This window comes from Streptomyces sp. NPDC001709 (assembly GCF_053596375.1).
The window spans coordinates 200,089-223,893 of record NZ_JBSFGB010000015.1; the positions used below are offsets into that span (position 1 = coordinate 200,089).

Sequence of the window (23,805 nt, forward strand, 5' to 3'; positions counted from 1 at the left end):
TTGGCCACAGCCCGATCGCTGGTGCATCCCCCGTCGCCAGCGATCGGGCCTTTTCATGGTCCAGGGGCCGTGCCTCGGGCGGGCCTCACACAGGACTCACGCGGCGAGGGCGTGCCCTGGATGCAGGACCACCTTGGTGTAGCCCTCGACCCGCTTGTCGAACTTCTCGTAGGCCTGCGGTGCCTCCTCCAGCGGCAGCTCGTGGGAGACCACGAAGCTGGGCTTGGCCCGCCCGGCGATGATCAGGTCGCGCAGCTGGCGGTTGTACCGCTTCACGTTGCACTGGCCGGTGCCCATCTGCTGGCCCTTCTCGAACATCCGGCCGATGGAGACCAGCAGTTGGCCGTGCTTGGCGTGCTCGTCGGGGCCGCCCGGGTCCGAGGGCACGTACAGCCCCGGTACGCCGAGCATGCCGGTCGGCCGGACCGTCTCCACCAGGCCGTTGAGGACGACCGCCGGTTCCTCGTGGCTGGCGTCGTGCGCCTGGGCCTGGTAGCCGACGGCGTCCACGCCCTTGTCGGTGCCTTCTCCGGCCGTCTGCTCCTTGATCTGCTCGGCCGGGTCGCCCTTGGTGAAGTCGATGGGGATCGCCCCGATCTCCTCCGCCTTGGCGAGCCGTTCGGGCACCCGGTCCACCGAGAACACCTTCGCCGCACCGCGCAGCAGCGCGGAGTAGGCGGCCATCAGCCCCACGGGGCCGGCACCGAAGACGGCCACGCTCTCGCCGGGCGCCACCTGGGCGAGTTCGCAGCCGTGGTAGCCGGTCGGGAAGATGTCGGCGAGCAGCACGAAGTCCGTCTCGAACTCGTCGCCCGGTGGCAGTTTCAGACAGTTGAAGTCGGCGAAGGGCACCCGCAGCAGCTCCGCCTGGCCGCCCTTGTACGGGCCCATGGCCACATAACCGTAGGCTCCGCCGGCAAAGCCCGGATTGACCGTCAGGCAGAAGCCGGTCTTCCCGGCGAGGCAGTTCTTGCAGAATCCGCAGGCGACATTGAACGGCATCACCACGCGGTCTCCCTTGGACAGCGAGGTCACACCTGGGCCGACCTCCTCGATCACGCCGAGGTTCTCGTGCCCGAAGACGATGCCCGCCTCGGCCGCCGTACGGCCCTCGTACATGTGCAGGTCGGAGCCGCATATCGCGGTCGATGTGACCCGTACCAGCACATCGTTCGGATGCTGGATCCGTGGATCGTCGACATCCCTGACCGTCACGCTGAACGGCTTCTCATAAACGACGGCTTTCACCTCAGCCACCTCCGCCTAGAGCGCTGGATGACGGCGGCGAGGAAAAGCCGCGACCGGGGGACGCACGCTCGCTCCACCGCCGGTACTTCCAGGGAACGCCCCCCACCCGGCGATGTCAAAGACCCCCGGTCCATCCGGACCGGGGGTCTTCGTGCTGTGGGGCTAACAGGATTTGAACCTGTGGCCTCATCCTTATCAGGTCGATCACCGGAGGTCGGCGACATCGGCCAACCGGTCTGGTTCCTTGGCAGATCGTCCATTCAGGTCCGGCGACGGCCGCCGCTGTTCGGGCTTGTTGGTGTCAGTCGCTGGTGTCAACCGCCGTGCGCGGTCTTGACAAGGTGCGGCTCCGCCGATCACCGCTTTCAGAATGGCGGGTCGTCGGAGTAGCCGCCTGCCCAGGGGCGATCCATCGGATCGGTACCTGAGATCCGCGGGTCGGGTAGGGGGCCGGGCTTTACACCCCAGGTCACGAGGCACCGCTCAGCAAGGTATCGGTAACCCCGGTAATCGCTGGTGCTCAGCGTGCTGCGTACCAGCGGCACGAGCTTCGGGATGTGCACGGCCAGCTCAGGCGCGGCGAGCGTCATCGCAGCTGCGTGCACCGCAGCTTCCCGGATCAGAAGGTTCGGATCGGTAAGGTACGGCCGCGCCGCCTCATAGATCAGCGGGAGGATGGCACGCACCGCTGCGACGTCGTCAGGTTCGCCAGGGCCGTCTTCGTCGTAGGTCGCGTCGTCAGCAAGGTCACCTAGCCATTCCAGGAGTGCCGCGCGCATAGGCCGACGGCGCTCCTCATGGAAATAGACCCCCAAGGTCATCGTTCGGGGGTGGCCAAGGATGTCGATAACGAAACGAGCGGCCGGGGCGGTGGCGCCATAGATGCTGTTCTGGTGGGTCACGGCCTGACCGAGGTCGTGTACGGCGGTTCGCTGAACATCCTCGTCGTCATCCAGTAGCCCTGCCAGAATCACGGGGGTCGCCGGGGCTGTGTTAGGGCAACAGTGGTCGACGCTGCTCCAGTCCGTCTCCAGGAGGAGCGCCCAGGAGTCGATTGCCCCGCTGCCGTCGTTGATTGTCACGGCCCAAGTGTGGCCTGCGGGCCGCCCTCCTTCACCCACCACTCACCCCAGCTCCCATCCCGTCCGCCGTCGACCCACACACCGTGGAGCGGGCGTGGTTCAGGGGCGTCAAGGTGGAGCGCGCCACTGTACGAACGACCTTGACGCCCCTGGGCCGCGTCTGCTCGGCTCTGCCTGGGTCGACGGTGGACGGGATGGGAGCACCCCACGCACGCCACTACGGACCCGCAGCCGGGAACGGCGCCCCCTCCATCCCGGTGCCGGCCGATCCCCCGCCGGAGGCATTGCCTTGACCGGAGGCCGCTCTATGCGGTGATCGACTCATGGCCACCGGCCCTACCCACACGTGGGCGCGCGTCGGCGCAGCCCGCGCGGAGCGGGCCGAAGGCAGGAGCGTCGCGCGGAGCGGAGCCGGGAAGCGCGCCCGGCGGAGCGGAGCGCAGCCGGGGCTTGATGAGGTAGAGAAACCTGTAACAGCTCTTGGGCTGATCGGTCAGGAAACAGTGCGGCTTAGGCAGAGGGCTGGTCGGTAGCCAGAAGTCGGCTGGTGAAGCCCTCTTCACACAGACGGTCGTAGGCGTTGAGCACGTCGTCCGGCACGGACTGGTGGATCATGAACCCCTGTGCCGGGTAGATCAGCAGTCGCTGTAGGGCTCCTACAAGCATGTCGATGACCAACCGGGCGTCGCCGATGGAATCGACGTAATCGTCCAGCGTCATCGGGCTAGATGCACTGACGATCTCGACTGCGGGCCACAGCTTGCGCGCGGTGGCGTAGGCCCGCCTCTCCTCGTACGGCTTGCTGATCAGCAGCACGGAGGACACGTGGATGCCGGCCTCTTCCAAAAGCTCTTGGGAGAAGCGGATGTTCTCACCCGTGTTCCGCGCTCGCGGCTCCACAAGGACGGCTGAGGCGGGAACGCCGAGTTCAAGCGCGCGCTCTCGGTAGTGCACAGCTTCGCCTCGGGGCATGCGATCCCGCGTCGTGGGGCTGGTGGCCCCCGTGAACACAAGCAGTGGAGCCATCCCGCGCTTGTAAAGGTCTACAGCCGTCTCGGCCACACCCAGGTCGTGACTGCCCAAGCCGATAGCAACTGAGCACGGCCGCAGGGTGTGGCCCATCTGGTGGTAGTCCCACAGGCGTCGAGTGTCGGCCCATGCTTGTGCGGAGATCATTACTGCCCCTTCTTGTCCTTCGCCGAGTCGGGGACCTTGAAGTCGTACTCCCAGGCAAAGCGCGAAGCCGCGTGCACACCGATGGCGAACTCGACCACTGTGTCAGAGGCCGTGTAGGTCGTCCGGTGCAACTCGACGACAGGTTCGCCCGGCGGCAGCTGGAGGAGCTTCGCCTCATCAGGCGTGGGGGCTCGGGCGAAGAGTTCTTCCTTCATGTGGTCGATCTCGTACCCCGCGTCGTACAGAACCCGGAAACCACCGCCGCGGCCGGCCGGTCCCGGAGTGGGGTCCACGAGTCGCGTGCCCTCGACGTGCTCGGGCCGGTAGTAGCTGGTCAGAGTGTGGGTTGGTTGGTCGCCTTCCTTCACCAGCCGGGCCCTCGCGTACACCTGGGCGCCTTCGGGAAGACCGTGCGCTGCTGCGACCGCTGGCGGAGCTTCTACCAAGCTGACGCTCTGGGTCTGCTCATTCCGGCGGTAGCCACGCCCGGAAGCTACGCGGTCTGCGATGAAAGCCACCTCGTCACCGTCGCGCCACTTGGCCTTGTCGTACCTGGCAATGCCGAGTCGCTTGAGCGGGACTCTCTGCCGTACGACGGTGCCGTGTCCGCGAGAGGACGTCACCAAGCCCTCGGCTTCAAGTGCCTTGTAGGCCTGGTGGACGGTGGATTTTGAGCCTTCGCCGTCTGCAACCAGCTGCCTGATCTGCGGAAGCTGCTGGCCCGGGGCGTACTCACCTCGCTTGATCCGTTCAGCCAGCTTGTCTGCTAGCTCCCGCCACTTCGGCGTCATCGCCTGGCTCCTCTCGACATGCCAAGTCAAGCACAGTCCCAGGACTGTTGACAGTCCTAGGACTGCGTGCCACAGTCTCTACCAGTCACCCGCAGTCCTAGGACAGCGGGCGGAGCGAGTCCTAATTGGGCTGCTCTGAAGCTTCGACATAGGGAGAGCAAGGAATGCCGTCCTTCAAGATCGACACGTCGACTGCTGTGGTGTTCGTGGCGACCGCGCCGGTGCCGAAGCTGGCCAACGCGAAGACGGGTGAGCGGGCACTGGACCGGGAGACGGGCGCGGCCCTGTCGACGGTGGGCCTGCTGATCTCGGACGAGGGGGAGGGGAACCTGTACCAGGTGACGATCCCGGAGACCGGGTTCCCGGAGGGCCTGGTGCCGGGCGTGCCGGTGCGGGTGGTCGGGCTGAAGGCGCGGGACTGGGAGAACGAGTTCAACGGCCAGAAGCGTCACGGCATCTCGTTCCGCGCGGTCGCGATCACCTCGGCGGCCTGACCATGACCGACCTGACCATGTGGCTGGAGGCCACGGGAGCCTTAGCGGGGGCCGGTGGTCTCGGCTTCGCGAAGGTGCGGGCGCCGCGGGCGTACTGGGCGTTGGTCGGTCTGCCGGCCACGCTGGTGCGGTTCGGGTTCTCCTACCGGCCCACCATGGATGTCTGCGGGCTGACGGTCCGGCCGTCCGGCCTGCGGGCCTTCGTAACCCGGAACCTGGCCCGGCGTGAGGTGCAGCCGGTCCCGCCGAAGATCCGCCGGGTGCGGGGCACCTCGACCGGGCTGCGGGTGACCCTGCGGCTTCCCGCCGGGCTGGAGCCCGCCGACGTGGCGGCCGCCTCGGAACGGCTGCGCCACGCCTGGGGCGTGCACTCGGTGACCGTCCGGGAGATCAAGCCGGGTTACGTGGAGCTGCGGATGACCGGGTATGACGTGCTGCGCCGGGTGCGGATGCCCCGCAAGGCCGTCCCGCACGACATGATCGTGCCGGTTGCCTTGCGCGATGACGGGACTGCCTTCGAGCGGGACTACCTGAAGGCGCCGATGGCGCTGACGCTTGGCGCGAATGGCTCGGGGAAGTCCGTGTACCAGCGCAACCTCATCAAGGGCCTCGCCCAACTCCCGGTCGCCTTGGTCGGCATCGACTGCAAGCGCGGCGTCGAACAGTCGGCCTTCGCACCACGCCTGTCCGCGTTGGCGACCACCCCCGATGACGCCGCTTCCCTTCTCGCGGTCCTAGTCGCGGAGATGGAACACCGCTTCGACCTGCTCAACGCATCCGGCGTCTCCGACATCTGGGAACTGCCCGAGTCGCTGCGGCCGGCGCCGGTGGTGGTCCTGGTGGACGAGGTGGCGGAGCTGTTTTTGATTGCCTCGCGTAAGGACGAGGAGCACCGGGAGCAGATCGTGACCGCGTTGATCCGTCTCGCGCAGATGGCCCGCGCGGTCGGGATCTATCTGGAGATCTGCGGGCAGCGCTTCGGCTCCGACCTGGGCAAGGGCGCCACCATGCTCCGTGCTCAGCTCACCGGCCGGGTGGTGCACCGCGTGAATGACAAGCAGACCGCCGAAATGGGCCTCGCCGACGTCGCCCCCGACGCGGTACCCGCCGCGAGCCTGATCCCGATGGAACGCCCCGGAACCGCGGTCGCGGCCGACGCCTCGGGTGGCTGGTCGAAGATCCGCACCCCGGAAACCTCCCGCGATGAAGTGATCGCCATCTGCCGGGACTACGCCCACCTGGTCCCCGATCTCCCCTTCCTTGCGCCCTTCCGCCCCGACGCGCCCGTAGAGGCGCCGACCGAGGGCCGGTCGCTGGTGAAGCCGCGACCCGTCACCGACTGACACCCCCTGTTCCACGGTCGGCGCGACCGCTTCGCGCCTGGTCCTTGGCACAGCCTTGCCGAAAACCGGGAGAACCCGATGAACCGCAAGCCCTGGAGCGAGTACACCCCCGCCGAACGCGACGACAGCAACCGGCTCGGCTTCCTCTACGAGTCTTTCGTCCACCACATGGCCCGCCACACCGGGCGGGACGCCTTCACGGCCGTGATGGCCGGGGCCTTGGGCGCGGAGTTCGCCCTCAGCGACGCCGGCGCCTACCCGCCCCCCGGACACAGCTACCCCCGGCTGGAGGGCTGACCGCGATGGCTGCCACCATCCGCCCGGACCCTGTTCTCATTCAGGCTGTGATCGCGGGTGCGTTGTCCTTCGCTCACCTCCATGATCTGGCGGAAGCCTCCGGGCAGTCGGGCTGGAAGGCCTGGGCCTACCCGGTCTCGGTCGACCTGCTTCTCGTCGCTGCCTGGCGCCGGTTGCGGACCGCCCGGCGGGACCGCTCGGCATGGACCTGGTTCGTCATCGCCCTGGGCGCCTCACTCGGCGCGAACATCGCCACCGCCGGGCTCCTCGACCTCCACCAGGTGCCTGCCTGGCTGCGGATCCTCGTGGCCGGATGGCCCGCCCTGGCCTTCCTCGGCGGCACCCTCCTCGTCCACTCACCCAAGGCAACGCCGGTGGAACCCCTGACCGAGGAACCGGCCACACCCGACGTCGACCTTCACCGCACCGACGAACCGGCGCCGGCACCCGAGCTCGCTCCCGCACCAAACCCGAAGCCAGCGCCGGTGAAGCCCGCGGTCGCTGCTCCGGTGGTCCCGGCCGCGCTGCTGGATCACGCGCGCAGGCTTGCCGACGCCCACCACGCCTCCACCGGCTCCCCGATGCCCGCCGACACACTCGCGGCCCGCCTCGGACTACCCGCCGAGACCACCCGCGCCATCACCACCCAACTCCAGCTCACCTGACTCGCAGGGAGGTCTTCGTGCCTGCTCACCGCCGCTTCCGCGACGTGATCCGCATCGGCCCGGTGCAGGTCGCCAGCTCCTACGACGGCCGGGGCCGCGAGACGCACACCGCCGCCTGCACCGCCCCCGGCTGCGGCTTCGACGCCGACTACTCCACCCGCGCCGGCGCCGAACTCGCCGCCCGCACCCACCGCTGCAAGGCCTAGAAAGGCGACCCACGTCATGGACGTTCCGCTCTGGCTCGCCGTCATCGCCCTCGGCTACCTCGGCATCAAGCTCATCCGCCCGCCCTGGTGGCTCGTGGCCCTGCTCCTCCTCGGCGGCTACCTCCTCGCCCACAGCCTCCTCGGCCCCGCCGTCGGATCCCTCCTCAACTAAGCCCAGCTCGAAAGGAGAACCATCGTGCTCACGCCGAAGTACCCGCCCCAGGACACCGCCCCGCCCCCGGCCCCCGTCGCCCCCGCGACCAAGGCTGTGACGCCCGCGGCCCCTACGCCGCCCCCGGTTGCCCCCGCCTCGACGCGGCCGACCGTTCAGCTCACCCCCGGCAGCGCGCTCGCCCTCGCCGCCGGTGGTGGTGCCGTGGTCCTGGTCGTCGGCGCGGTCCTGGTCTCGCTGCTCCTGGCGGTCGCCATCACCGGCGTCTCCGTGGCCGTGGTCGCCGTGGTGCTGCGCGGCATGTTGAACGACATGCGCAAGGGCCGGTGACCGGCATGGACACCCACGATGTCTTAGCTGCCGGGTTACCGGCTATGGGCTGGGCCGTCCACGGCGGCCTCCTCTGGCACCGCCTGGCCACCGCCCGCCGCGACCCGCTGACCGGCCTGCACACCCGCGCCGGATTCACCGCCCGCGCCGAACGCCTGCTCGCCAAACACCCCCACGCCGCGGTGCTCCTGGTCGACCTGGACGACTTCAAAGCGATCAACGACACCCACGGCCACGCCGCCGGAGACGCGGTCCTCACCGCGACCGCCCGCCGCCTCACCAGTTGGTGCGGCCACCACGGCATCGCCGCCCGCCTCGGCGGAGACGAGTTCGCCGCCATCGTCACCGACCCCGCACGCACCCCCGGCCTCTTCGCCCTGCGCATCACCCTCGACGAGCCCGTGAGCCACAACGGCTCCGTGCTGCCGGTGTCGGCCTCCGTCGGCCACGCCCACCGCGCGCACCTGCCGGTCCCCACTCTCACCGACGCCCTCTCCAAGGCCGACGCCGCGATGTACGCGGCCAAGGGCCACGGCCGCCGCAACACCACCCGCTGAATCCGAAAGGAGCCCCTGATGGGCCTGTTCAACCGCAAGAAGGACCCCGAGCCCGCCCGCAACGAGGAAATGGTCGAACTCGGCCGCGAGTACGCCATCGCCCGCCGCCACCGCGACACCCGGGCCATGAACCGGATCATGCGGCAGGTCGGCAACGACAAGGACGTCACCGACCTCAGCGACTTCCGCGCCGGCCAGGAGACCTACGACTCCATCCCGCCCATTCCCCGCGGTCGCAACCGCCGCTGAACGGCCCCGGGGCGGCTCTCTCGCCAAAGACCGCCGCCCCGGCGCCTGCAACCACTTCCAGACCCATAGGACCCGAAAGGGAAGCCCCATCATGCCCCAGCACACCCGCGCACCGATCTGCCGCGACTGCGACGGCTTCGCCACCGCCGCCATCACCACCGGCACCCGCAACACCAACGGCACCCGCACGACACTGCCCGTCGACTGCCGGGCCTGCAAGGGAACTGGCCGCCAGTTCCCCGCCGCCCAGCTCGTCCGCGCTGGGAGGTGACCTGTTGACCGACACCGCCACCATGGCGGGCCTGGACCCGGCCACCCTCGCCGACGTGCTGAGGCTGGCCGGGTCTACCGGCTTCGACCGCATCCAAGAACAGATCCGCCGCACCGGCGGCTGCGCCGACCCCATCCACCTGCAAGGCTCCGTCGTCGTCCGCGACAAGCAGACCCGGCACGTCCTCCACCACTACTCCACCGACACCGAACCCAGCGGACGGCTCCGCATCGCCTGCGGCAACCGGCGGGCCTCCCGCTGCCCGTCGTGCGCCTGGACCTACGCGGGCGACACCTACCACCTCATCCGCGCCGGCCTCATCGGCGACCCCGCCAAGGGCACGCCTGAGACGATCCGCGACCATCCCCGCGTCTTCGCCACCCTCACCGCGCCCTCGTTCGGCCCGGTCCACAACCGGCCCGGCAACCGGCCGTGCCGCTGCGGCACCCGCCACATCGAGGACGCCCCGGAGCTGGGCACCCCGCTCGACCCGGACAGCTACGACTACGCGGGGGCCGTGCTGTGGAACAACCACGCCTCCGAGCTGTGGCGGTACTTCACGATCTACCTGCGCCGCGAAATCGCCCGCCGCGCCGGCCTCACCCAGAAAGCCGCCCACGAACAATCCCGCGTCTCCTTCGGCAAGGTCGCCGAATACCAGAAACGCGGCGCCGTCCACTTCCACGCCGTCATCCGCTTCGACGGCCCCGACGGACCCGACAGCACACCCCCGCCCTGGGCCACCCTCGACCTGCTCACCGACGCCATCCGGGCTGCTGCCGCCCGCGTCGCCGTCGACGTACCGCCCGCGGGACACCAACCCGCCCGCACGCTCCGCTGGGGCACCCAGCTCGACGTACAGCCCATCGGCGCCTTCGGCAGCGGTGAGGAGATCACTGAAGCGGCCGTCGCCTCCTACGTCGCCAAGTACGCCACCAAGGCCGCCGAGACCACTGGCACCGTTGACCGCCGCATCGGCAACAAAGAGGCCCTGGCCCTCCTCGAGGTGCCCGAGCACCCGGCCCGGCTCATCGCCGCATGCCTCGACCTGCACCCGCTCTACCCCGACCGCAAGCTCCGCGACTGGGCTCACATGCTCGGCTTCCGCGGCCACTTCTCCACCAAGTCTCGCCGCTACTCCACCACCCTCGGCGCCCTCCGCCAGGTCCGCGCCGACTACCGCGCCGCCCAACAACGCGCCGCCCTCGGCCTACCCGACCCGGACGACGAGACCGAGGCCACCACGCTCACCCTCGCCCACTGGGCCTACGCCGGCCACGGCCACACCCCCGGCGAATCCTGGCTCGCCGCCAACATCCGCCGCGACATCCAGCACAACCGCGAGATCGCCCGCGAAGAGCTACACGCCTCGTACGACCAGGAAGGAGCCGACGCATGACCACTGCCACCCCTGTCCTGCTGACCGTGCCTGAGGTCATGGCGCTGCTGAAGGTGGGCCGGACCAAGGTCTACGACCTGATCCGTACGCGCCGCCTTACGTCCATCAAGGTCGACGGGTGCCGGCGCATCCCGGATAAGGCGGTGCACGACTTCATCACTGCTCAGATCGGAGAGGCTGCCTGATGGCGAAGCGTCGACCGAATGGCGGCGGCACGATCACCAAGCGGTCCGATGGTCGCTACCAAGGTGCCGCGTACGTGACGGACACGGACGGCAACAGGGTGCGCAAGTACGTGTACGGCCGGACGTGGGACGAAGCCAACGAGAAGCTTGGCAAACTCCAGGACCAGGAGCGCAACGGCATCCCGGTGCCGTCCCGGTCCTGGACGGTCGGCGAGTGGCTGGCCTACTGGCTGGAGCACATCGTGGCTCCGGAGCGCGAGCACAACACGTACGCCAAGTACGAGTCGAAGGTGAGGCTCTACCTGGTGCCTCACCTTGGAAAGAAGCCGCTGGTCAAGCTCACCCCGGCGCAGATCCGCGCCTTCATGGCCACGCTGGCGCGGGAGAAGGTCGGTGCCTCCGCCCGCTTCGAGGTCCTGCGTGTCCTCCGGAACGCGCTCAACCGGGCCATGCGCGAGGAGCTGGTGACGCGCAACGTCGCCCTCCTGGTCGACATGCCCAAGGTGACCAAGGACAAGGGCACGGCGTGGAACGCACGTGAGGCGATCGCATTCCTTCGCTCAGTTCGCGCGCACCGCCTCTACGCGGCCTGCGTCCTCGTGCTGGTCCTGGGCCTCCGCCGCAGCGAGGTGCTTGGCCTGCGCTGGCAGGACATCGACTTTGAGGCCGGCCACTTCACCCCGGTCAAGCAGGTGCAGCGGGTTAAGAGCGTGGGCCTGGTCCTCAAGGACCTCAAGACGGAGTCCTCGCAGGCCGTGCTCCCCCTGCCGGGGTTCTGCGCTCGCGTCCTCGAGGAACGTCGGGAGCTCCAAGAGCTGGAACGGAAGATCGCCGGTGAGCACTGGTCCCAGGAGACAGACCAGGACCTCGTCTTCTCCGCCGAGCACGGCGGCCTGATCGACCCGGTGGGCTTCTCCCGCACTTTCGATCGGCTCGTGAAGCGCTCCGGCGTCCGGCGGATCACAGTCCGCCTTGCCCGGCACACCTGCGGCACCCTGCTCGCCTTCCTGAAGGTCCATCCCAAGGTCGCCCAGGCGATCCTCCGCCACAGTCAGATCAGCATGACTATGGACGTCTACACGCATGTGGTGGGCGAGAGTGAGCGGGAAGCGGTCGGCCTGCTCGCCGAGCTTCTGGAAGATCCGCTCATCGGCTGATGTCAGCTACCGATGTCAAAGACCCCCAGCCGGTATCGACTGGGGGTCTTTGTGCTGGTGGGGCTAACAGGATTTGAACCTGTGGCCTCATCCTTATCAGGGATGCGCTCTAACCAACTGAGCTATAGCCCCGCCGCGCTCTGCGGTGTGTGTCCCGCGCGCTGACTCCTGAAGATTAGCGCACGACCACGTCAGTCCCAAAATCGGTTGTCGGGGGACCATCAGGGACGCACCGGAGGGCGGATCACTCGTCCTCCGCCAACGTCAGCTCGATGCCGCCGACGAAGCCGGCGGAGAGGTTGTAGATGAACGCGCCGAGCGTCGCGAGCGCCGTGGCCAGGACCACATCGATGACCGCGATGATCGTCGTGAACGTCAGGACGTGGGGGAGCGACAGAAACGCCTGGAGATCGAAGCCGTTCGCCTCGTTCGAGCCGGTCGCCTCCGAGATCGTGCCGCCCACCGTCGAGAACACGCCCATCGCGTCCATGACCATCCACAGCACCGCCGAGGCGACGATCGTGCAGATGCCGAGCGCGATGGAGAGCAGGAAGCTGACCTTCATCACCGACCACGGATCGGCCTTGGCCACCCGCAGCCGCGCCTTACGGGTGCGCGGCGCGGTCCGGGCGCCGGTACGCGGCCGTCGTACGGCGCCGGCCGGGGCCTGCGCCGGATAGGCCTGCGGCGGGTGATACGGCCCGGCGGGCTGCTCCGGGCTCCGCTCCCCGGGGAGCGGAGACGACGACTGCGCCTCGCCGGCCGCGGCCGGGCCTCGGGTGTCCGTCACGGTTCCCCCCTGGGATCCAGATGTGGCGGAGGAGCCGTTCCCGGACACCTTCACCGGCTTCAGGTTGGTCGTGTGCGGGTCACTCGCGCTCCCCGCACCCGTCCCGTGCGCGGCGGAGCCACGGCCGCCGCCGTCCGTCTCCGTACCCGTGGGGGTACCGGCCGATCCGGCGCCCGTGGCTCCGCTCACGATGACTCACTCCTCGTGCTACTCGGCCGAGGGTGCCTCACCCTCGTCCGTGCCGGTGGTCGCGGCACCTTCGGCGGTCTCGTCGACGGCGTCCACGCCGTCGACCTCCTCCGCCTCACGCCCGGCCTCGGCGTTACGTGCGATACCGACCACGGCATCGCGCTTGCCCAGGTTGATCAGTTGGACGCCCATGGTGTCACGGCCCGTCTCCCTGACCTCGTTGACTCGCGTACGAATCACACCGCCGGAGAGGGTGATCGCGAGGATCTCGTCAGTCTCCTCGACGACCAGCGCCCCGACGAGCGAACCGCGGTCCTCCACGATCTTGGCGGCCTTGATACCGAGGCCACCGCGGCCCTGGACGCGGTACTCGTCGACGGCGGTCCGCTTCGCGTACCCGCCGTCGGTGGCAGTGAACACGAACGTACCGGGTCGAACAACATTCATCGACAGAAGTTCATCGCCCTCGCGGAAACTCATGCCCTTCACACCGGAGGTGGCGCGGCCCATCGGGCGCAGGGTGTCGTCGGAGGCGGTGAACCGGATCGACTGTGCCTTCTTGCTGATCAGAAGCAGATCGTCGTCGGCCGAGACCAGCTCCGCACCGATCAGCTCGTCGTCCGAACCGTCCTCGCGTTCGCGCAGGTTGATCGCGATGACACCGCCGGAGCGGGGCGAATCGTAATCCTTCAGAGGCGTCTTCTTGACCAGACCGGACTTGGTGGCCAGCACCAGGTACGGCGCCGCCTCGTAGTCCCGGATCGCGAGGATCTCGGCGATCGCCTCGTCCGGCTGGAAGGCGAGCAGGTTCGCCACGTGCTGGCCGCGCGCGTCCCGGCCGGCCTCGGGCAGCTCGTACGCCTTCGCCCGGTACACCCGGCCCTTGTTGGTGAAGAACAGCAGCCAGTGGTGGGTCGTGGAGACGAAGAAGTGGTCGACGATGTCGTCTTCCTTCAGCTTCGTGCCGCGCACGCCCTTGCCGCCGCGCCTCTGCGCCCGGTAGTCGTCCGTCTTGGTCCGCTTGACATAGCCGCCGCGGGTGACCGTGACGACGATGTCCTCCTCGGCGATCAGGTCCTCGATGGACATGTCGCCCTCGTACGGGATCAGCTTGGTCTGGCGGTCGTCGCCGTACTTCTCGACGATCGCGGTCAGTTCCTCGCTGACGATCCCGCGCTGGCGGACCGGGGAGGCGAGGATCTCGTTGTACTCGTTGATCTTCGCCTGGAGTTCGTCGTGCTCCTGGACGATCTTCTGCCGCTCCAGGGCCGCCAGGCGCCGCAGCTGCATCTCGAGGATCGCGTTGGCCTGGATCTCGTCGATCTCCAGCAGGTCCATCAGGCCGTTGCGCGCGATCTCGACGGTCTCGCTGCGCCGGATCAGCGCGATGACCTCGTCGATCGCGTCCAGCGCCTTCAGCAGACCGCGCAGGATGTGCGCGCGCTCCTCGGCCTTGCGCAGGCGGAAGCGGGTCCGGCGGACGATGACCTCGATCTGGTGCGTCACCCAGTGGCGGATGAACGCGTCCAGCGAGAGGGTGCGCGGCACGCCGTCGACCAGCGCCAGCATGTTCGCGCCGAAGTTCGTCTGCAGGTCGGTGTGCTTGTACAGGTTGTTCAGCACGACCTTGGCGACCGCGTCCCGCTTCAGGACGATCACGAGCCGCTGGCCCGTACGGGAGCTGGTCTCGTCGCGGACGTCGGCGATGCCGCCGATCTTGCCGTCCTTGACCAGGTCGGCGATCTTCTGCGCAAGGTTGTCCGGGTTGACCTGGTACGGCAGCTCGGTCACCACCAGGCACTGCCGGCCCTGGATCTCCTCGACCTCGACCACCGCGCGCATCGTGATGGAGCCGCGCCCGGTGCGGTACGCCTCCTCGATGCCCTTGCGGCCCACCACCAGGGCGCCGGTCGGGAAGTCCGGGCCCTTGATGCGCTCCATGAGCGCGTCCAGCAGCTCCTCGTGCGATACCTCGGGGTTCTCCAGGTACCACTGGGCACCGGCCGCGACCTCGCGCAGGTTGTGCGGCGGGATGTTGGTCGCCATGCCGACCGCGATTCCCGCCGAGCCGTTGATCAGCAGGTTCGGGAAGCGGGCCGGCAGAACGGTCGGCTCCTGGGAGCGGCCGTCGTAGTTGTCCGTGAAGTCGACGGTCTCCTCGTCGATGTCGCGGACCATCTCCATCGACAGCGGCGCCATCTTGCACTCGGTGTACCGCATGGCGGCCGCCGGGTCGTTGCCCGGGGAGCCGAAGTTGCCGTTGGAGTCCACCAGCGGCATCCGCATCGACCACGGCTGGGCGAGGCGCACCAGGGCGTCGTAGATCGAACTGTCGCCGTGCGGGTGGTAGTTACCCATGACGTCACCGACGACACGGGCGCACTTGTAGAAGCCGCGGTCGGGGCGGTAGCCGCCGTCGTACATCGCGTACAGCACGCGCCGGTGGACGGGCTTGAGGCCGTCCCGGACGTCGGGCAGCGCACGGGACACGATGACGGACATCGCGTAGTCCAGGTACGAGCGCTGCATCTCCGTCTCGAGCCCGACGGGCTCGACGCGCATCACGAGCTCGCCGCCCTGGGTCTCAGGGGTTTCCGGAGTGTTCTCGTCGGCCATTGCTGGTCAAGATCCTTCCTGGTGCGGTCAGCTGAGACCGACTCAGATGTCGAGGAAGCGGACGTCCTTGGCGTTGCGCTGGATGAACTGGCGGCGCGCCTCGACGTCCTCGCCCATGAGGACGGAGAACAGGTCGTCGGCCTGGGCGGCGTCGTCCAGGGTGACCTGGCCGAGGACCCGGTGCTCCTGGTCCATCGTGGTCACGCGCAGTTCCTCGGCGTTCATCTCGCCAAGGCCCTTGAAGCGCTGGATCGAGTCCTCGCGGACGCGCTTGCCGCGCTGCCGGCCCATCTCGATCAGTGCGTCGCGCTCGCGGTCGGAGTAGGCGTACTCCACGTCGTCCCGGCCCCACTTGATCTTGTACAGCGGGGGACGGGACAGGTACACGTGCCCGGCCTCGACCAGCGGCCGCATGAAACGGAACAGGAAGGTCAGCAGCAGGGTGCTGATGTGCTGACCGTCGACGTCGGCGTCCGCCATCAGGATGATCTTGTGGTAGCGGAGCTTCTCGATGTCGAAGTCCTCGTGCACACCCGTGCCGAAGGCCGAGATCAGCGCCTGGATCTCCTGGTTCTGCAGGATCTTGTCGATCCTGGCCTTCTCCACGTTCAGGATCTTGCCGCGGATCGGGAGGATCGCCTGGTACTGCGGGTTCCGGCCGGACTTGGCCGAGCCGCCGGCGGAGTCACCCTCGACGATGAAGATCTCGCACTTGGTCGGGTCGTTCGACTGGCAGTCGGAGAGCTTGCCCGGCAGGGACGCCGACTCCAGCAGGCCCTTGCGGCGGGTCAGGTCGCGCGCCTTGCGGGCCGCCACGCGCGCGGTGGCCGCCTGGATGCCCTTGCGGATGATGTCCGCGGCCTCGACCGGATTGCGGTCCAGCCAGTCGTTGAGGTGCTCGTAGACCGCCTTCTGCACGAAGGTCTTGGCCTCCGTGTTGCCCAGCTTGGTCTTCGTCTGGCCCTCGAACTGCGGCTCGCTCAGCTTGACCGAGATGATCGCGGTCAGACCCTCACGGATGTCGTCACCCGTGAGGTTGTCGTCCTTCTCGCGCAGCAGCTTCTTGTCGCGCGCGTACTTGTTGATCAGGCTCGTGAGGGCCGCGCGGAAGCCCTCCTCGTGCGTACCGCCCTCATGGGTGTGGATGATGTTGGCGAACGAGTACACGCCCTCGCTGTAGCCGCTGTTCCACTGCATCGCGACCTCGAGGGACAGGCTCTTGTCCTTGTCCTCCGCGTCCAGGTCGATGACGGTGGGGTGCACCACCTCTCCCTTGCGGGAGTTGAGGTACTTCACGAAGTCGACGATGCCGCCCTCGTAGTAGTACGAGACGGTCTTGACCTCGGCCTTCTCGTCCGCGCCCGCCTCGTCCGCACCGCTGGTGGCCTTCGCCGACTCGCGCTCGTCGGTGAGTTTGATCGTCAAACCCTTGTTGAGGAACGCCATCTCCTGGAAACGCCGCGACAGCGTCTCGAAGGAGTACTCGGTGGTCTCGAAGATGTCGGGGTCGGCCCAGAAGGTGACCGAGGTGCCGGTCTCGTCCGTGGCCTCGTGCTGGTCGAGCGGGGCCGTCGGGACACCGAGCTTGTAGTCCTGCGTCCAGCGGTGGCCGTCGGTCCTGATCTCGACGGCGACCTTCGTGGACAGTGCGTTGACGACGGACACACCCACACCGTGCAGACCGCCGGAGACGGCGTAACCGCCGCCGCCGAACTTGCCGCCCGCGTGCAGCACGGTCAGCACGACCTCGACGGCCGGCTTGCCCTCGGAGGGCACGATGCCCACCGGGATGCCACGGCCGTTGTCGACGACCCGGACGCCGCCGTCGGCGAGGATCGTGACGTCGATCGTGTCCGCGTACCCGGCCAGCGCCTCGTCGACGGAGTTGTCGACGACCTCGTACACCAGGTGGTGCAGACCGCGCTCGCCCGTGGAACCGATGTACATGCCGGGCCGCTTGCGGACCGCGTCCAGCCCTTCGAGCACGGTGATGGCACTGGCGTCGTAGGAGGCGGAGGCTGCGCCAGAATCTGCCGCCGCGCTGTTCACGGGGGCCTCGGTGGGCTCGCCGTGCACGCCGGCGTCGGTGGACGGGATGTTCTCGTTGGGGTTGCCGGAATCGGCCACGAAGCGCCCTTTCTGGCACAGCACGAGCCGGGCTCGTCGGCGGGTTGCCGGAGCGGCTGCGGCATGTTGCGGTGGTAAGCCTTGATCAGCGTTGCTCAGCTTTTCCCGGGCGGTCCCCACATTGGGGCGGGATTGTCTTCCAGTCTACCGGTAGCTCTGACATCGATGGGGGTTTGCCGGTACCTGAGTCCCCATGTGCCGCCCTGAACCGACCTCGACCGGGTCCCGATATACGGATGGGGGCTCCAAGGGGCTCACAGCGGCACTCAGCGCTTCGAGCCGTCAACCCTTGGCTACTGGGGGGTCAGATGGCCGTCCGCGAGCGCCCCGGCGGCTCCCCACACCCGTGCACGGAGCCGCGACGACCACACGGCCCATTCCCTCGACGTGAGGTACGTCACCCGTACGTATCGCCGGGTCCGGAGCTCCCCGGAGCCCGCAGCGGGCCGTAGCGGCGGGCCGGGCCGCCGGGATTGAGCACCTTGATCATCCGCACGGTGCCGTGCCCCAGATCCTCGTTGAGACGGGCCACCAGCGCGGGCGCCAAGTGGCGCAGCTGGGTCGCCCAGGCCGTCGAGTCGCAGCTCACGGTCAGCACCCGCTCGTCCTCGTCGTACCGCTGCGGCACACAGTGCTTGGCCAGGTCCTCGCCGACGATCTGCGGCCAGCGGCCCATCACCCCGCCCACCGCCGCGGGGGTCTCCCAGCCGCGCTCCGTCAGCAGCCGGTTGATCGCGGCGCCCAGCGCCATCGGGTCGCGGCCGTCGGCGCGCGCACCGGAGCGCAGCCCGCCGCCGCGCCGAGCCTGCTTCTTCTGCCGCGCCGCGTCCCCACGCGCGCGTGCCTGCTCCTTCGCCGCGCGCAACGCCACGCGCGCGAGGTCGACACCGGAGGGTTCGTTCGCGCTCTGCTTCGGATCCCCCGGGTTCTGGGGGGTGGGTTCGCCGGTGCTCATACGCGCTCCACCGTCCCGCCGGACACGGTGTACCGCGCCCCGGTCAGCACCTGCGGTACGTCGTCGTCCACGGCGGCGGTGACCAGCACCTGCTCGCCGGGCGCGACCAGCTCGGCCAGCCGCTCCCGGCGGCGCGCGTCCAGCTCCGCGAAGACGTCGTCCAGGACGAGCACCGGCTCGTTGCCCTCGGCCCGCAGCAGGTCGTAGGAGGCCAGCCGCAGAGCGAGGGCGTAGGACCAGGACTCGCCGTGTGAGGCGTACCCCTTGGCGGGCAGCTGACCGAGTTTGAGAATCACATCGTCCCGATGAGGGCCTACGAGGGTGACACCGCGCTCGATCTCCTGCTTGCGCGCCTCCGCCAGGGCCGCCATCAGCTGGGCGTAGAGATCTTCGCGCGTGTGCGCCTCACCGGGCGCGGACGGCTTGTACTCCAGCGCCAGCGGCCCACCGCCGGGGGCCAGCTGCTCGTACGCCTTGTCGGCCAGCGGCCGCAGCGCGGCGATCAGATCCAGCCGCTGGGCGAGCAACTCCGCGCCCGCGCGCGCCAGATGCTGGTCCCACACGTCGAGCGTGGACAGATCCATGGACCGCCCGCCGTGCCGGCGCGCGAGGGCCGCCGTCTTGAGAAGCGTGTTGCGCTGCTTGAGGACGCGCTCGTAGTCGGAGCGCACACCGGCCATGCGCGGCGACCGAGCGGTGATCAACTCGTCGAGGAACCGCCGCCGTTCACCCGGGTCACCCTTGACGAGGGCGAGATCTTCGGGCGCGAACAGCACGGTCCGCACGATCCCCAGCACGTCCCTGGGCCTGACCTGCGAGGACCTGTTGATGCGGGCGCGATTGGCCTTGCCGGGATTCAGCTCCAGCTCGACCAGCTGCTGCCTCTCGCCCTGCCGGACCTGCGCCCGGATGACGGCCCGCTCGGCGCCCATGCGCACGAGAGGGGCGTCGGAGGCGACCCGGTGACTGCCCAGCGTCGCCAGGTACCCGATCGCTTCCACCAGATTGGTCTTGCCCTGCCCGTTGGGGCCGACGAAGGCGGTGACGCCCGGGTCGAGCGGAACCTCGGCCCGGGCGTACGAGCGGAAGTCGGCCAGCGAAAGATGCGTGACGTGCATGGTCGTTTCGCCGGCCTTTCCCAGAGTGCTGATGAGCTGTGGAGCTTTGGTCTGCGGACCCGCAAACCCGCGGACCTGTGGATCTGTGGATCTGTGGATTACTTCTTCGCTACGGCGTGACCGCCGAACTGGTTGCGCAGCGCGGCGATCATCTTCATCTGCGGCGAGTCCTCCTGGCGGGAGGCGAACCGCGCGAACAGCGACGCGGTGATCGCCGGCAGCGGCACCGCGTTGTCGATCGCGGCCTCCACAGTCCAGCGTCCCTCACCGGAGTCCTGTGCATAACCGCGCAGCCCGTCCAGGTGCTCGTCCTCGTCCAGGGCGTTGACGGCCAGGTCGAGCAGCCAGGACCGGATGACGGTGCCCTCCTGCCAGGACCGGAACACCTCACGGACGTCCGTGACGGAGTCGACCTTCTCCAGCAGCTCCCAGCCCTCGGCGTAGGCCTGCATCATCGCGTACTCGATGCCGTTGTGGACCATCTTCGCGAAATGGCCCGCGCCGACCTTGCCGGCGTGCACCGAGCCGAAGTCGCCCTCCGGCTTCAGCGCGTCGAAGACCGGCTGCACCTTGGCGACGTTCTCGGCGTCGCCGCCGTACATCAGGGCGTAACCGTTCTCCAGGCCCCAGACGCCGCCGGACACACCGCAGTCGACGAAGCCTATGCCCTTGGCCGCCAGCTCCTCGGCGTGCTTCTCGTCATCGGTCCAGCGGGAGTTGCCGCCGTCCACGACCACGTCGCCCGGCTCCAGCAGCTCGGCGAGCTGGTCGATGGTCGACTGGGTGGGCTCGCCGGCCGGGACCATCACCCAGACCACGCGCGGACCGCTGAGCTTGCCCACAAGCTCCTCCAGGCTGTGGACATCCGCGAGGTCCGCGTTGCGGTCGTATCCGATGACCGTGTGGCCCGCGCGGCGGATCCGCTCGCGCATATTGCCGCCCATCTTGCCGAGGCCGACGAGACCGAGCTCCATCAGTTGTGTTCCTTAGGTCGCTGTGTGGCGTGAGAGGCACCCGTGTGCCGAGCCGAGCCTAATCGCGACCCCTCGTGCACAGCTGTGGGCATACGCGCTCACCTGCGGAAACGACGCAGCCCGCACAGACGGCACGGGTGGGCGCAGCCGCACCCTGCCACGCGTCGGCAAGCGCTCCGACCCCCGGCCCACCACAGTGCCGGGCGCCCACAACGGGCACCCGGCATTGTGCACAGCTGTGGAAAACGCTCAGCCGCTGAGCCGCACCGGCATGATCAGGTACTTGTACGCGTCGTCGGCCTCGGCATCCACCGCGGGCTTCCCGCTGAGCAGCGCCGGCTTCGTGGACGTCGTGAACGACAGCTGGGCCACCGGAGAGTCGATCGCGCTCAGACCGTCCAGCAGGAACGTCGGGTTGAAGGCGATGGAGATGTCATCACCGTCCAGCTCGGCGTCGACCCTTTCCACAGCCTGTGCGTCGTCGCTGGACCCGGCCTCCAGGATCAGCACGCCCTTCTCGAAGCTCAGCCGCACCGGAGTGTTCCGCTCGGCCACCAGCGCCACACGCTTGACGGCCTCCACGAAGGGCGCGGTCTCGATCACGGCGACGGAGTTGAACTCGGTCGGGAACAGCGTGCGGTACTTCGGCAGGTCGCCCTCGAGCAGACGCGTGGTCGTACGCCGCCCCGCGCCCTCGAAACCGATCAGCCCCTCGCCCGCGCCCGACCCGGACAGCGCCAGCGTCACGGTGTCACCGGCACCGAGCGACTTGGCGGTGTCCAGGAGCGTCTTGGCCGGGACCAGGGCGACCGCGGAGGCGTCCGGGTTCTCCGGCTTCCACAGGAACTCGCGGACCGCGAAGCGGTAGCGGTCGGTGGAGGCCAGGGTGACCGTGTCGCCCTCGATCTCGATGCGCACACCGGTGAGGACGGGCAGCGTGTCGTCCCGGCCGGCGGCGATGGCCACCTGGGAGACGGCGGCCGCGAAGACCTCGCCGGGGACGGTGCCGGTGGCGTTCGGCATCTGCGGCAGCGCCGGGTACTCCTCCACAGGCAGTGTGTGCAGGGTGAACCGGGAGGATCCACAGACCACGGTCGCCCGTACACCGTCTGTGGAAATCTCCACCGGCCGGTTGGGGAGAGCGCGGGAGATGTCGGCGAGCAGCCGGCCGGAGACGAGGACGGTGCCCTCCTCCTCGACCTCGGCCTCCACGGACACGCGCGCGGAGACCTCGTAGTCGAAGCTCGACAGGCTCAGCTGGCCGTCCTCGGCCTTGAGGAGAAGGCCGGCGAGGACAGGCGCCGGCGGACGGGCCGGGAGGCTGCGTGCCGCCCACGCCACTGCCTCCGCGAGTACGTCGCGTTCCACCCGGATCTTCACCGTAAGCCGCCTCCTGCTGTTGCTACTGAGTCCTCCGACTCGGTGTCACCGCCCACTGCGAAGGGAAGGACACCGGGGACCAGTCTGACGCACCGCACTGACAGTAGGTGCCCGTCGGGGTCAAGTCGCTCCGGGAGGCAGCCGGGCACGAGACGGCGAGTTGTGCACAGGCCCCGCTTCAAAGCGATTCCCGCTCTCTCTCTAGTCGGGAGTAGTAGTAGGGGCTGTGGATACCGTGGATAACTACGTTTTCCCAGCTCAGAGCGGAGATTTTGTCCACGGGGCCTGTGGGTGGCGCCGGTGGACAACCGGGGGCATCTGTGGAGAACGGAAAGTTCTGCACACCTCGCCCACAGCCTGGGGGCAGTTCTCCCCAGCTGCGTCCCCAGCTTTACCCACGTTTCCCACACCCCAACCCGGCACCTTCGTGTGACGCCTTTCACTCGAGGCGGTGATCAGGTGCGTCGCGTTGCCGAACAGTGGACAGCCATGTGGAGAAGCCGGAGATCACTGGGGACAACCGGCCCCCGCCTGTGGGCCGCCGGTGGAAAACCTCGTACACACCCTGTGGATCTTCGCTGCGTCCACAGCCTGTGGAGATCCTTCGTCCACGATTCCACAGGCACCTGAACTGGGCGAACGCGGGATGAACAGGCTCCCTGTGGACGCCGTTCGGGACAACTCCACAGTCCCCAGCATGTGGACGGAAGAAACCCAGCGAATCTGTGGAGAGTGGCCGTAACCAGGCAGGTAATCGAACACCGGGCGGCGCCTGAGAAACACTCCACCCACTGGGCGCCTGCACGGTGGAGGGCGGACATGCCAAAGGGCGCCCCCGGGACACGTATCCCGAAGGCGCCCTCAGCGTCGGCGTACGGCCGGCGTCAGCCGCACCTCACCCGTTCTTGATCCGGTTCGTCAGCTCGGTCACCTGGTTGTAGATCGACCGCCGCTCGGCCATCAGCGCCCGGATCTTGCGATCGGCGTGCATGACGGTCGTGTGGTCGCGCCCGCCGAACTGCGCGCCGATCTTCGGCAGCGACAGATCGGTCAGCTCCCGGCACAGATACATGGCGATCTGCCGCGCGGTGACCAGCGCACGCCCGCGTGACGTGCCGCACAGGTCCTCCACCGTCAGCCCGAAGTAGTCGGCGGTGGCCGCCATGATGGCCGTGGCCGTGATCTCGGGCGCGGTGTCCTCGCCACCGGGGATCAGGTCCTTCAGGACGATCTCCGTCAGGCCCAGGTCCACCGGCTGCCGGTTGAGGGAGGCGAACGCCGTCACCCGGATCAGCGCGCCCTCCAGCTCACGGATGTTCCGCGAGATCCGGGAGGCGATGAACTCCAGCACCTCCGGCGGGGCGTTGAGCTGCTCCTGCACCGCCTTCTTGCGCAGGATCGCGATCCGCGTCTCCAGCTCGGGCGGCTGGACGTCGGTGATCAGGCCCCACTCGAAACGGTTCCGCAGCCGGTCCTCCAGCGTGACCAGCTGCTTCGGCGGCCGGTCGCTGGACAGCACGATCTGCTTGTTGGCGTTGTGCAGCGTGTTGAAGGTGTGGAAGAACTCCTCCTGCGTCGACTCCTTGTCCGCGAGGAACTGGATGTCGTCGACGAGCAGGATGTCCATCTCGCGGTAGCGCTTGCGGAAGCTGTCGCCCTTGCCGTCGCGGATGGAGTTGATGAACTCGTTGGTGAACTCCTCCGAACTGACGTACCGCACGCGCGTGCCCGGGTAGAGGCTGCGCGCGTAGTGCCCGATGGCGTGCAGCAGATGCGTCTTGCCGAGCCCCGACTCCCCGTAGATGAACAGGGGGTTGTACGCCTTCGCAGGTGCTTCGGCGACGGCGACCGCGGCCGCGTGTGCGAACCGGTTGGAGGCGCCGATGACGAACGTGTCGAAGAGGTACTTCGGGTTCAGCCGTGCCGTCGGCTCGCCGGGGCCGCTCGCCGGAGCGGGCTTCGCGGCCAGCGGGCCGGGGGCGCCGGTCGTGGGCAGGTCCGGGCGGCCGGGCCCGCCGCGGTGCGCCGGGCCGC

Annotated in this window: 25 protein-coding genes and 1 tRNA gene; 13 read left to right on the forward strand and 13 right to left on the reverse strand. The window is 68.6% G+C overall.

Annotation, left to right across the window (positions count from 1 at the left end; genetic code table 11):
• Positions 1-96 precede the first annotated feature (96 nt).
• The 4 genes from ACWC0C_RS23065 to ACWC0C_RS23080 all read right to left on the reverse strand — a co-directional run bounded on the left by ACWC0C_RS23065 (position 97) and on the right by ACWC0C_RS23080 (position 4,297).
• Positions 97-1,248 (reverse strand): glutathione-independent formaldehyde dehydrogenase, encoded by a 1,152-nt coding sequence (locus ACWC0C_RS23065; RefSeq protein WP_449195008.1) that lies wholly within the window; start codon positions 1,246-1,248, stop codon positions 97-99.
• Between the two features lie 365 nt (positions 1,249-1,613).
• Positions 1,614-2,330: a hypothetical protein gene (locus ACWC0C_RS23070; protein WP_450865532.1), complete on the reverse strand. Its 717-nt coding sequence runs from the start codon at positions 2,328-2,330 to the stop codon at positions 1,614-1,616.
• A gap of 510 nt (positions 2,331-2,840) precedes the next feature.
• Positions 2,841-3,506 carry a YdcF family protein gene (locus tag ACWC0C_RS23075; protein WP_450865534.1) on the reverse strand — a complete coding sequence of 222 codons (666 nt, stop codon included), beginning with the start codon at positions 3,504-3,506 and terminating at the stop codon, positions 2,841-2,843.
• On the reverse strand, positions 3,506-4,297 hold the full coding sequence (locus ACWC0C_RS23080; RefSeq protein ID WP_450865535.1) for a GntR family transcriptional regulator: 792 nt from the start codon (positions 4,295-4,297) through the stop codon (positions 3,506-3,508). The genes ACWC0C_RS23075 and ACWC0C_RS23080 overlap by 1 nt, the downstream gene beginning before the upstream one ends.
• A gap of 164 nt (positions 4,298-4,461) precedes the next feature.
• Between ACWC0C_RS23080 and ACWC0C_RS23085 the strand changes: the two genes are divergently transcribed.
• The 13 genes from ACWC0C_RS23085 (at position 4,462) to ACWC0C_RS23145 (ending at position 11,622) form a co-directional block, all read left to right on the forward strand.
• Complete coding sequence (locus tag ACWC0C_RS23085; protein ID WP_352081960.1) at positions 4,462-4,791, forward strand: SCO3933 family regulatory protein; 330 nt, start codon at positions 4,462-4,464, stop codon at positions 4,789-4,791.
• A gap of 2 nt (positions 4,792-4,793) precedes the next feature.
• Complete coding sequence (locus tag ACWC0C_RS23090) at positions 4,794-6,134, forward strand: FtsK/SpoIIIE domain-containing protein (RefSeq protein WP_450865538.1); 1,341 nt, start codon at positions 4,794-4,796, stop codon at positions 6,132-6,134.
• A 78-nt stretch (positions 6,135-6,212) separates the two neighbouring features.
• Positions 6,213-6,431, forward strand: a complete 219-nt coding sequence (locus tag ACWC0C_RS23095) for a hypothetical protein (RefSeq protein ID WP_450865539.1) — start codon at positions 6,213-6,215, stop codon at positions 6,429-6,431.
• 5 nt (positions 6,432-6,436) lie between these two features.
• Positions 6,437-7,096, forward strand: coding sequence for a DUF2637 domain-containing protein (locus ACWC0C_RS23100; protein ID WP_450865540.1), 660 nt, complete (start codon positions 6,437-6,439; stop codon positions 7,094-7,096).
• A gap of 17 nt (positions 7,097-7,113) precedes the next feature.
• Positions 7,114-7,302 (forward strand): mobile element transfer protein, encoded by a 189-nt coding sequence (locus tag ACWC0C_RS23105; protein WP_352064109.1) that lies wholly within the window; start codon positions 7,114-7,116, stop codon positions 7,300-7,302.
• 16 nt (positions 7,303-7,318) lie between these two features.
• Positions 7,319-7,474: a hypothetical protein gene (locus ACWC0C_RS23110; RefSeq protein ID WP_093696378.1), complete on the forward strand. Its 156-nt coding sequence runs from the start codon at positions 7,319-7,321 to the stop codon at positions 7,472-7,474.
• Between the two features lie 24 nt (positions 7,475-7,498).
• Positions 7,499-7,804, forward strand: coding sequence for a SpdD protein (locus ACWC0C_RS23115; protein ID WP_450865542.1), 306 nt, complete (start codon positions 7,499-7,501; stop codon positions 7,802-7,804).
• A gap of 5 nt (positions 7,805-7,809) precedes the next feature.
• Positions 7,810-8,361 (forward strand): GGDEF domain-containing protein, encoded by a 552-nt coding sequence (locus ACWC0C_RS23120; protein ID WP_450865544.1) that lies wholly within the window; start codon positions 7,810-7,812, stop codon positions 8,359-8,361.
• Between the two features lie 18 nt (positions 8,362-8,379).
• The gene (locus ACWC0C_RS23125) at positions 8,380-8,610 is read left to right on the forward strand and encodes a hypothetical protein (protein ID WP_450865546.1); all 231 of its coding nucleotides are present in this window, start codon (positions 8,380-8,382) and stop codon (positions 8,608-8,610) included.
• A 91-nt stretch (positions 8,611-8,701) separates the two neighbouring features.
• On the forward strand, positions 8,702-8,881 hold the full coding sequence (locus ACWC0C_RS23130; protein ID WP_450865548.1) for a hypothetical protein: 180 nt from the start codon (positions 8,702-8,704) through the stop codon (positions 8,879-8,881).
• A gap of 4 nt (positions 8,882-8,885) precedes the next feature.
• A complete protein-coding gene (gene repSA / locus ACWC0C_RS23135; protein WP_450865550.1) occupies positions 8,886-10,280 on the forward strand; it encodes a replication initiator protein RepSA in 1,395 nt (464 codons plus the stop codon).
• Positions 10,277-10,465 (forward strand): helix-turn-helix domain-containing protein, encoded by a 189-nt coding sequence (locus ACWC0C_RS23140; RefSeq protein WP_450865552.1) that lies wholly within the window; start codon positions 10,277-10,279, stop codon positions 10,463-10,465. Before repSA ends, ACWC0C_RS23140 begins: the two co-directional genes overlap by 4 nt.
• Entirely contained in the window at positions 10,465-11,622 is a 1,158-nt protein-coding gene (locus ACWC0C_RS23145; RefSeq protein WP_450865554.1) for a tyrosine-type recombinase/integrase, read from the forward strand. Before ACWC0C_RS23140 ends, ACWC0C_RS23145 begins: the two co-directional genes overlap by 1 nt.
• Before the next feature lie 55 nt (positions 11,623-11,677).
• Here ACWC0C_RS23145 and ACWC0C_RS23150 read toward each other — a convergent pair.
• The 9 genes from ACWC0C_RS23150 to dnaA form a co-directional block, all read right to left on the reverse strand.
• A tRNA-Ile gene (locus tag ACWC0C_RS23150) sits at positions 11,678-11,754 on the reverse strand.
• Between the two features lie 112 nt (positions 11,755-11,866).
• Positions 11,867-12,601 (reverse strand): DUF3566 domain-containing protein, encoded by a 735-nt coding sequence (locus ACWC0C_RS23155; protein WP_450865556.1) that lies wholly within the window; start codon positions 12,599-12,601, stop codon positions 11,867-11,869.
• Positions 12,602-12,619: 18 nt separating this feature from the next.
• Positions 12,620-15,217, reverse strand: a complete 2,598-nt coding sequence (gene gyrA / locus ACWC0C_RS23160; RefSeq protein WP_449195010.1) for a DNA gyrase subunit A — start codon at positions 15,215-15,217, stop codon at positions 12,620-12,622.
• A 42-nt stretch (positions 15,218-15,259) separates the two neighbouring features.
• On the reverse strand, positions 15,260-17,368 hold the full coding sequence (gene gyrB, locus ACWC0C_RS23165; protein ID WP_449195011.1) for a DNA topoisomerase (ATP-hydrolyzing) subunit B: 2,109 nt from the start codon (positions 17,366-17,368) through the stop codon (positions 15,260-15,262).
• A 373-nt stretch (positions 17,369-17,741) separates the two neighbouring features.
• Complete coding sequence (locus ACWC0C_RS23170; RefSeq protein WP_449195012.1) at positions 17,742-18,299, reverse strand: DUF721 domain-containing protein; 558 nt, start codon at positions 18,297-18,299, stop codon at positions 17,742-17,744.
• On the reverse strand, positions 18,296-19,417 hold the full coding sequence (gene recF / locus ACWC0C_RS23175) for a DNA replication/repair protein RecF (protein WP_449195013.1): 1,122 nt from the start codon (positions 19,415-19,417) through the stop codon (positions 18,296-18,298). Before recF ends, ACWC0C_RS23170 begins: the two co-directional genes overlap by 4 nt.
• 98 nt (positions 19,418-19,515) lie before the next feature.
• The gene (gnd, locus tag ACWC0C_RS23180) at positions 19,516-20,391 is read right to left on the reverse strand and encodes a phosphogluconate dehydrogenase (NAD(+)-dependent, decarboxylating) (protein ID WP_449195014.1); all 876 of its coding nucleotides are present in this window, start codon (positions 20,389-20,391) and stop codon (positions 19,516-19,518) included.
• A gap of 249 nt (positions 20,392-20,640) precedes the next feature.
• Entirely contained in the window at positions 20,641-21,771 is a 1,131-nt protein-coding gene (gene dnaN, locus ACWC0C_RS23185) for a DNA polymerase III subunit beta (protein ID WP_449195015.1), read from the reverse strand.
• Positions 21,772-22,666: 895 nt separating this feature from the next.
• Positions 22,667-23,805 (reverse strand): chromosomal replication initiator protein DnaA (dnaA, locus tag ACWC0C_RS23190; protein ID WP_450865559.1); only part of this gene is annotated, 1,139 nt, incomplete at its 5' end.

What these genes read in the sequence shown, in the direction of transcription:
- ACWC0C_RS23075 (WP_450865534.1), bottom strand. Translation starts at nt 3,506, where the DNA reads ATGATCTCCGCACAAGCATGGGCCGACACTCGACGCCTGTGGGACTAC.
- ACWC0C_RS23080 (WP_450865535.1), bottom strand. Translation starts at nt 4,297, where the DNA reads ATGACGCCGAAGTGGCGGGAGCTAGCAGACAAGCTGGCTGAACGGATC.
- ACWC0C_RS23085 (WP_352081960.1), top strand. Translation starts at nt 4,462, where the DNA reads ATGCCGTCCTTCAAGATCGACACGTCGACTGCTGTGGTGTTCGTGGCG.
- ACWC0C_RS23090 (WP_450865538.1), top strand. Translation starts at nt 4,794, where the DNA reads ATGACCGACCTGACCATGTGGCTGGAGGCCACGGGAGCCTTAGCGGGG.
- ACWC0C_RS23095 (WP_450865539.1), top strand. Translation starts at nt 6,213, where the DNA reads ATGAACCGCAAGCCCTGGAGCGAGTACACCCCCGCCGAACGCGACGAC.
- ACWC0C_RS23100 (WP_450865540.1), top strand. Translation starts at nt 6,437, where the DNA reads ATGGCTGCCACCATCCGCCCGGACCCTGTTCTCATTCAGGCTGTGATC.
- ACWC0C_RS23110 (WP_093696378.1), top strand. Translation starts at nt 7,319, where the DNA reads ATGGACGTTCCGCTCTGGCTCGCCGTCATCGCCCTCGGCTACCTCGGC.
- ACWC0C_RS23120 (WP_450865544.1), top strand. Translation starts at nt 7,810, where the DNA reads ATGGACACCCACGATGTCTTAGCTGCCGGGTTACCGGCTATGGGCTGG.
- ACWC0C_RS23125 (WP_450865546.1), top strand. Translation starts at nt 8,380, where the DNA reads ATGGGCCTGTTCAACCGCAAGAAGGACCCCGAGCCCGCCCGCAACGAG.
- ACWC0C_RS23130 (WP_450865548.1), top strand. Translation starts at nt 8,702, where the DNA reads ATGCCCCAGCACACCCGCGCACCGATCTGCCGCGACTGCGACGGCTTC.
- ACWC0C_RS23140 (WP_450865552.1), top strand. Translation starts at nt 10,277, where the DNA reads ATGACCACTGCCACCCCTGTCCTGCTGACCGTGCCTGAGGTCATGGCG.
- ACWC0C_RS23145 (WP_450865554.1), top strand. Translation starts at nt 10,465, where the DNA reads ATGGCGAAGCGTCGACCGAATGGCGGCGGCACGATCACCAAGCGGTCC.
- gyrA (WP_449195010.1), bottom strand. Translation starts at nt 15,217, where the DNA reads ATGGCCGACGAGAACACTCCGGAAACCCCTGAGACCCAGGGCGGCGAG.
- ACWC0C_RS23170 (WP_449195012.1), bottom strand. Translation starts at nt 18,299, where the DNA reads ATGAGCACCGGCGAACCCACCCCCCAGAACCCGGGGGATCCGAAGCAG.
- recF (WP_449195013.1), bottom strand. Translation starts at nt 19,417, where the DNA reads ATGCACGTCACGCATCTTTCGCTGGCCGACTTCCGCTCGTACGCCCGG.
- gnd (WP_449195014.1), bottom strand. Translation starts at nt 20,391, where the DNA reads ATGGAGCTCGGTCTCGTCGGCCTCGGCAAGATGGGCGGCAATATGCGC.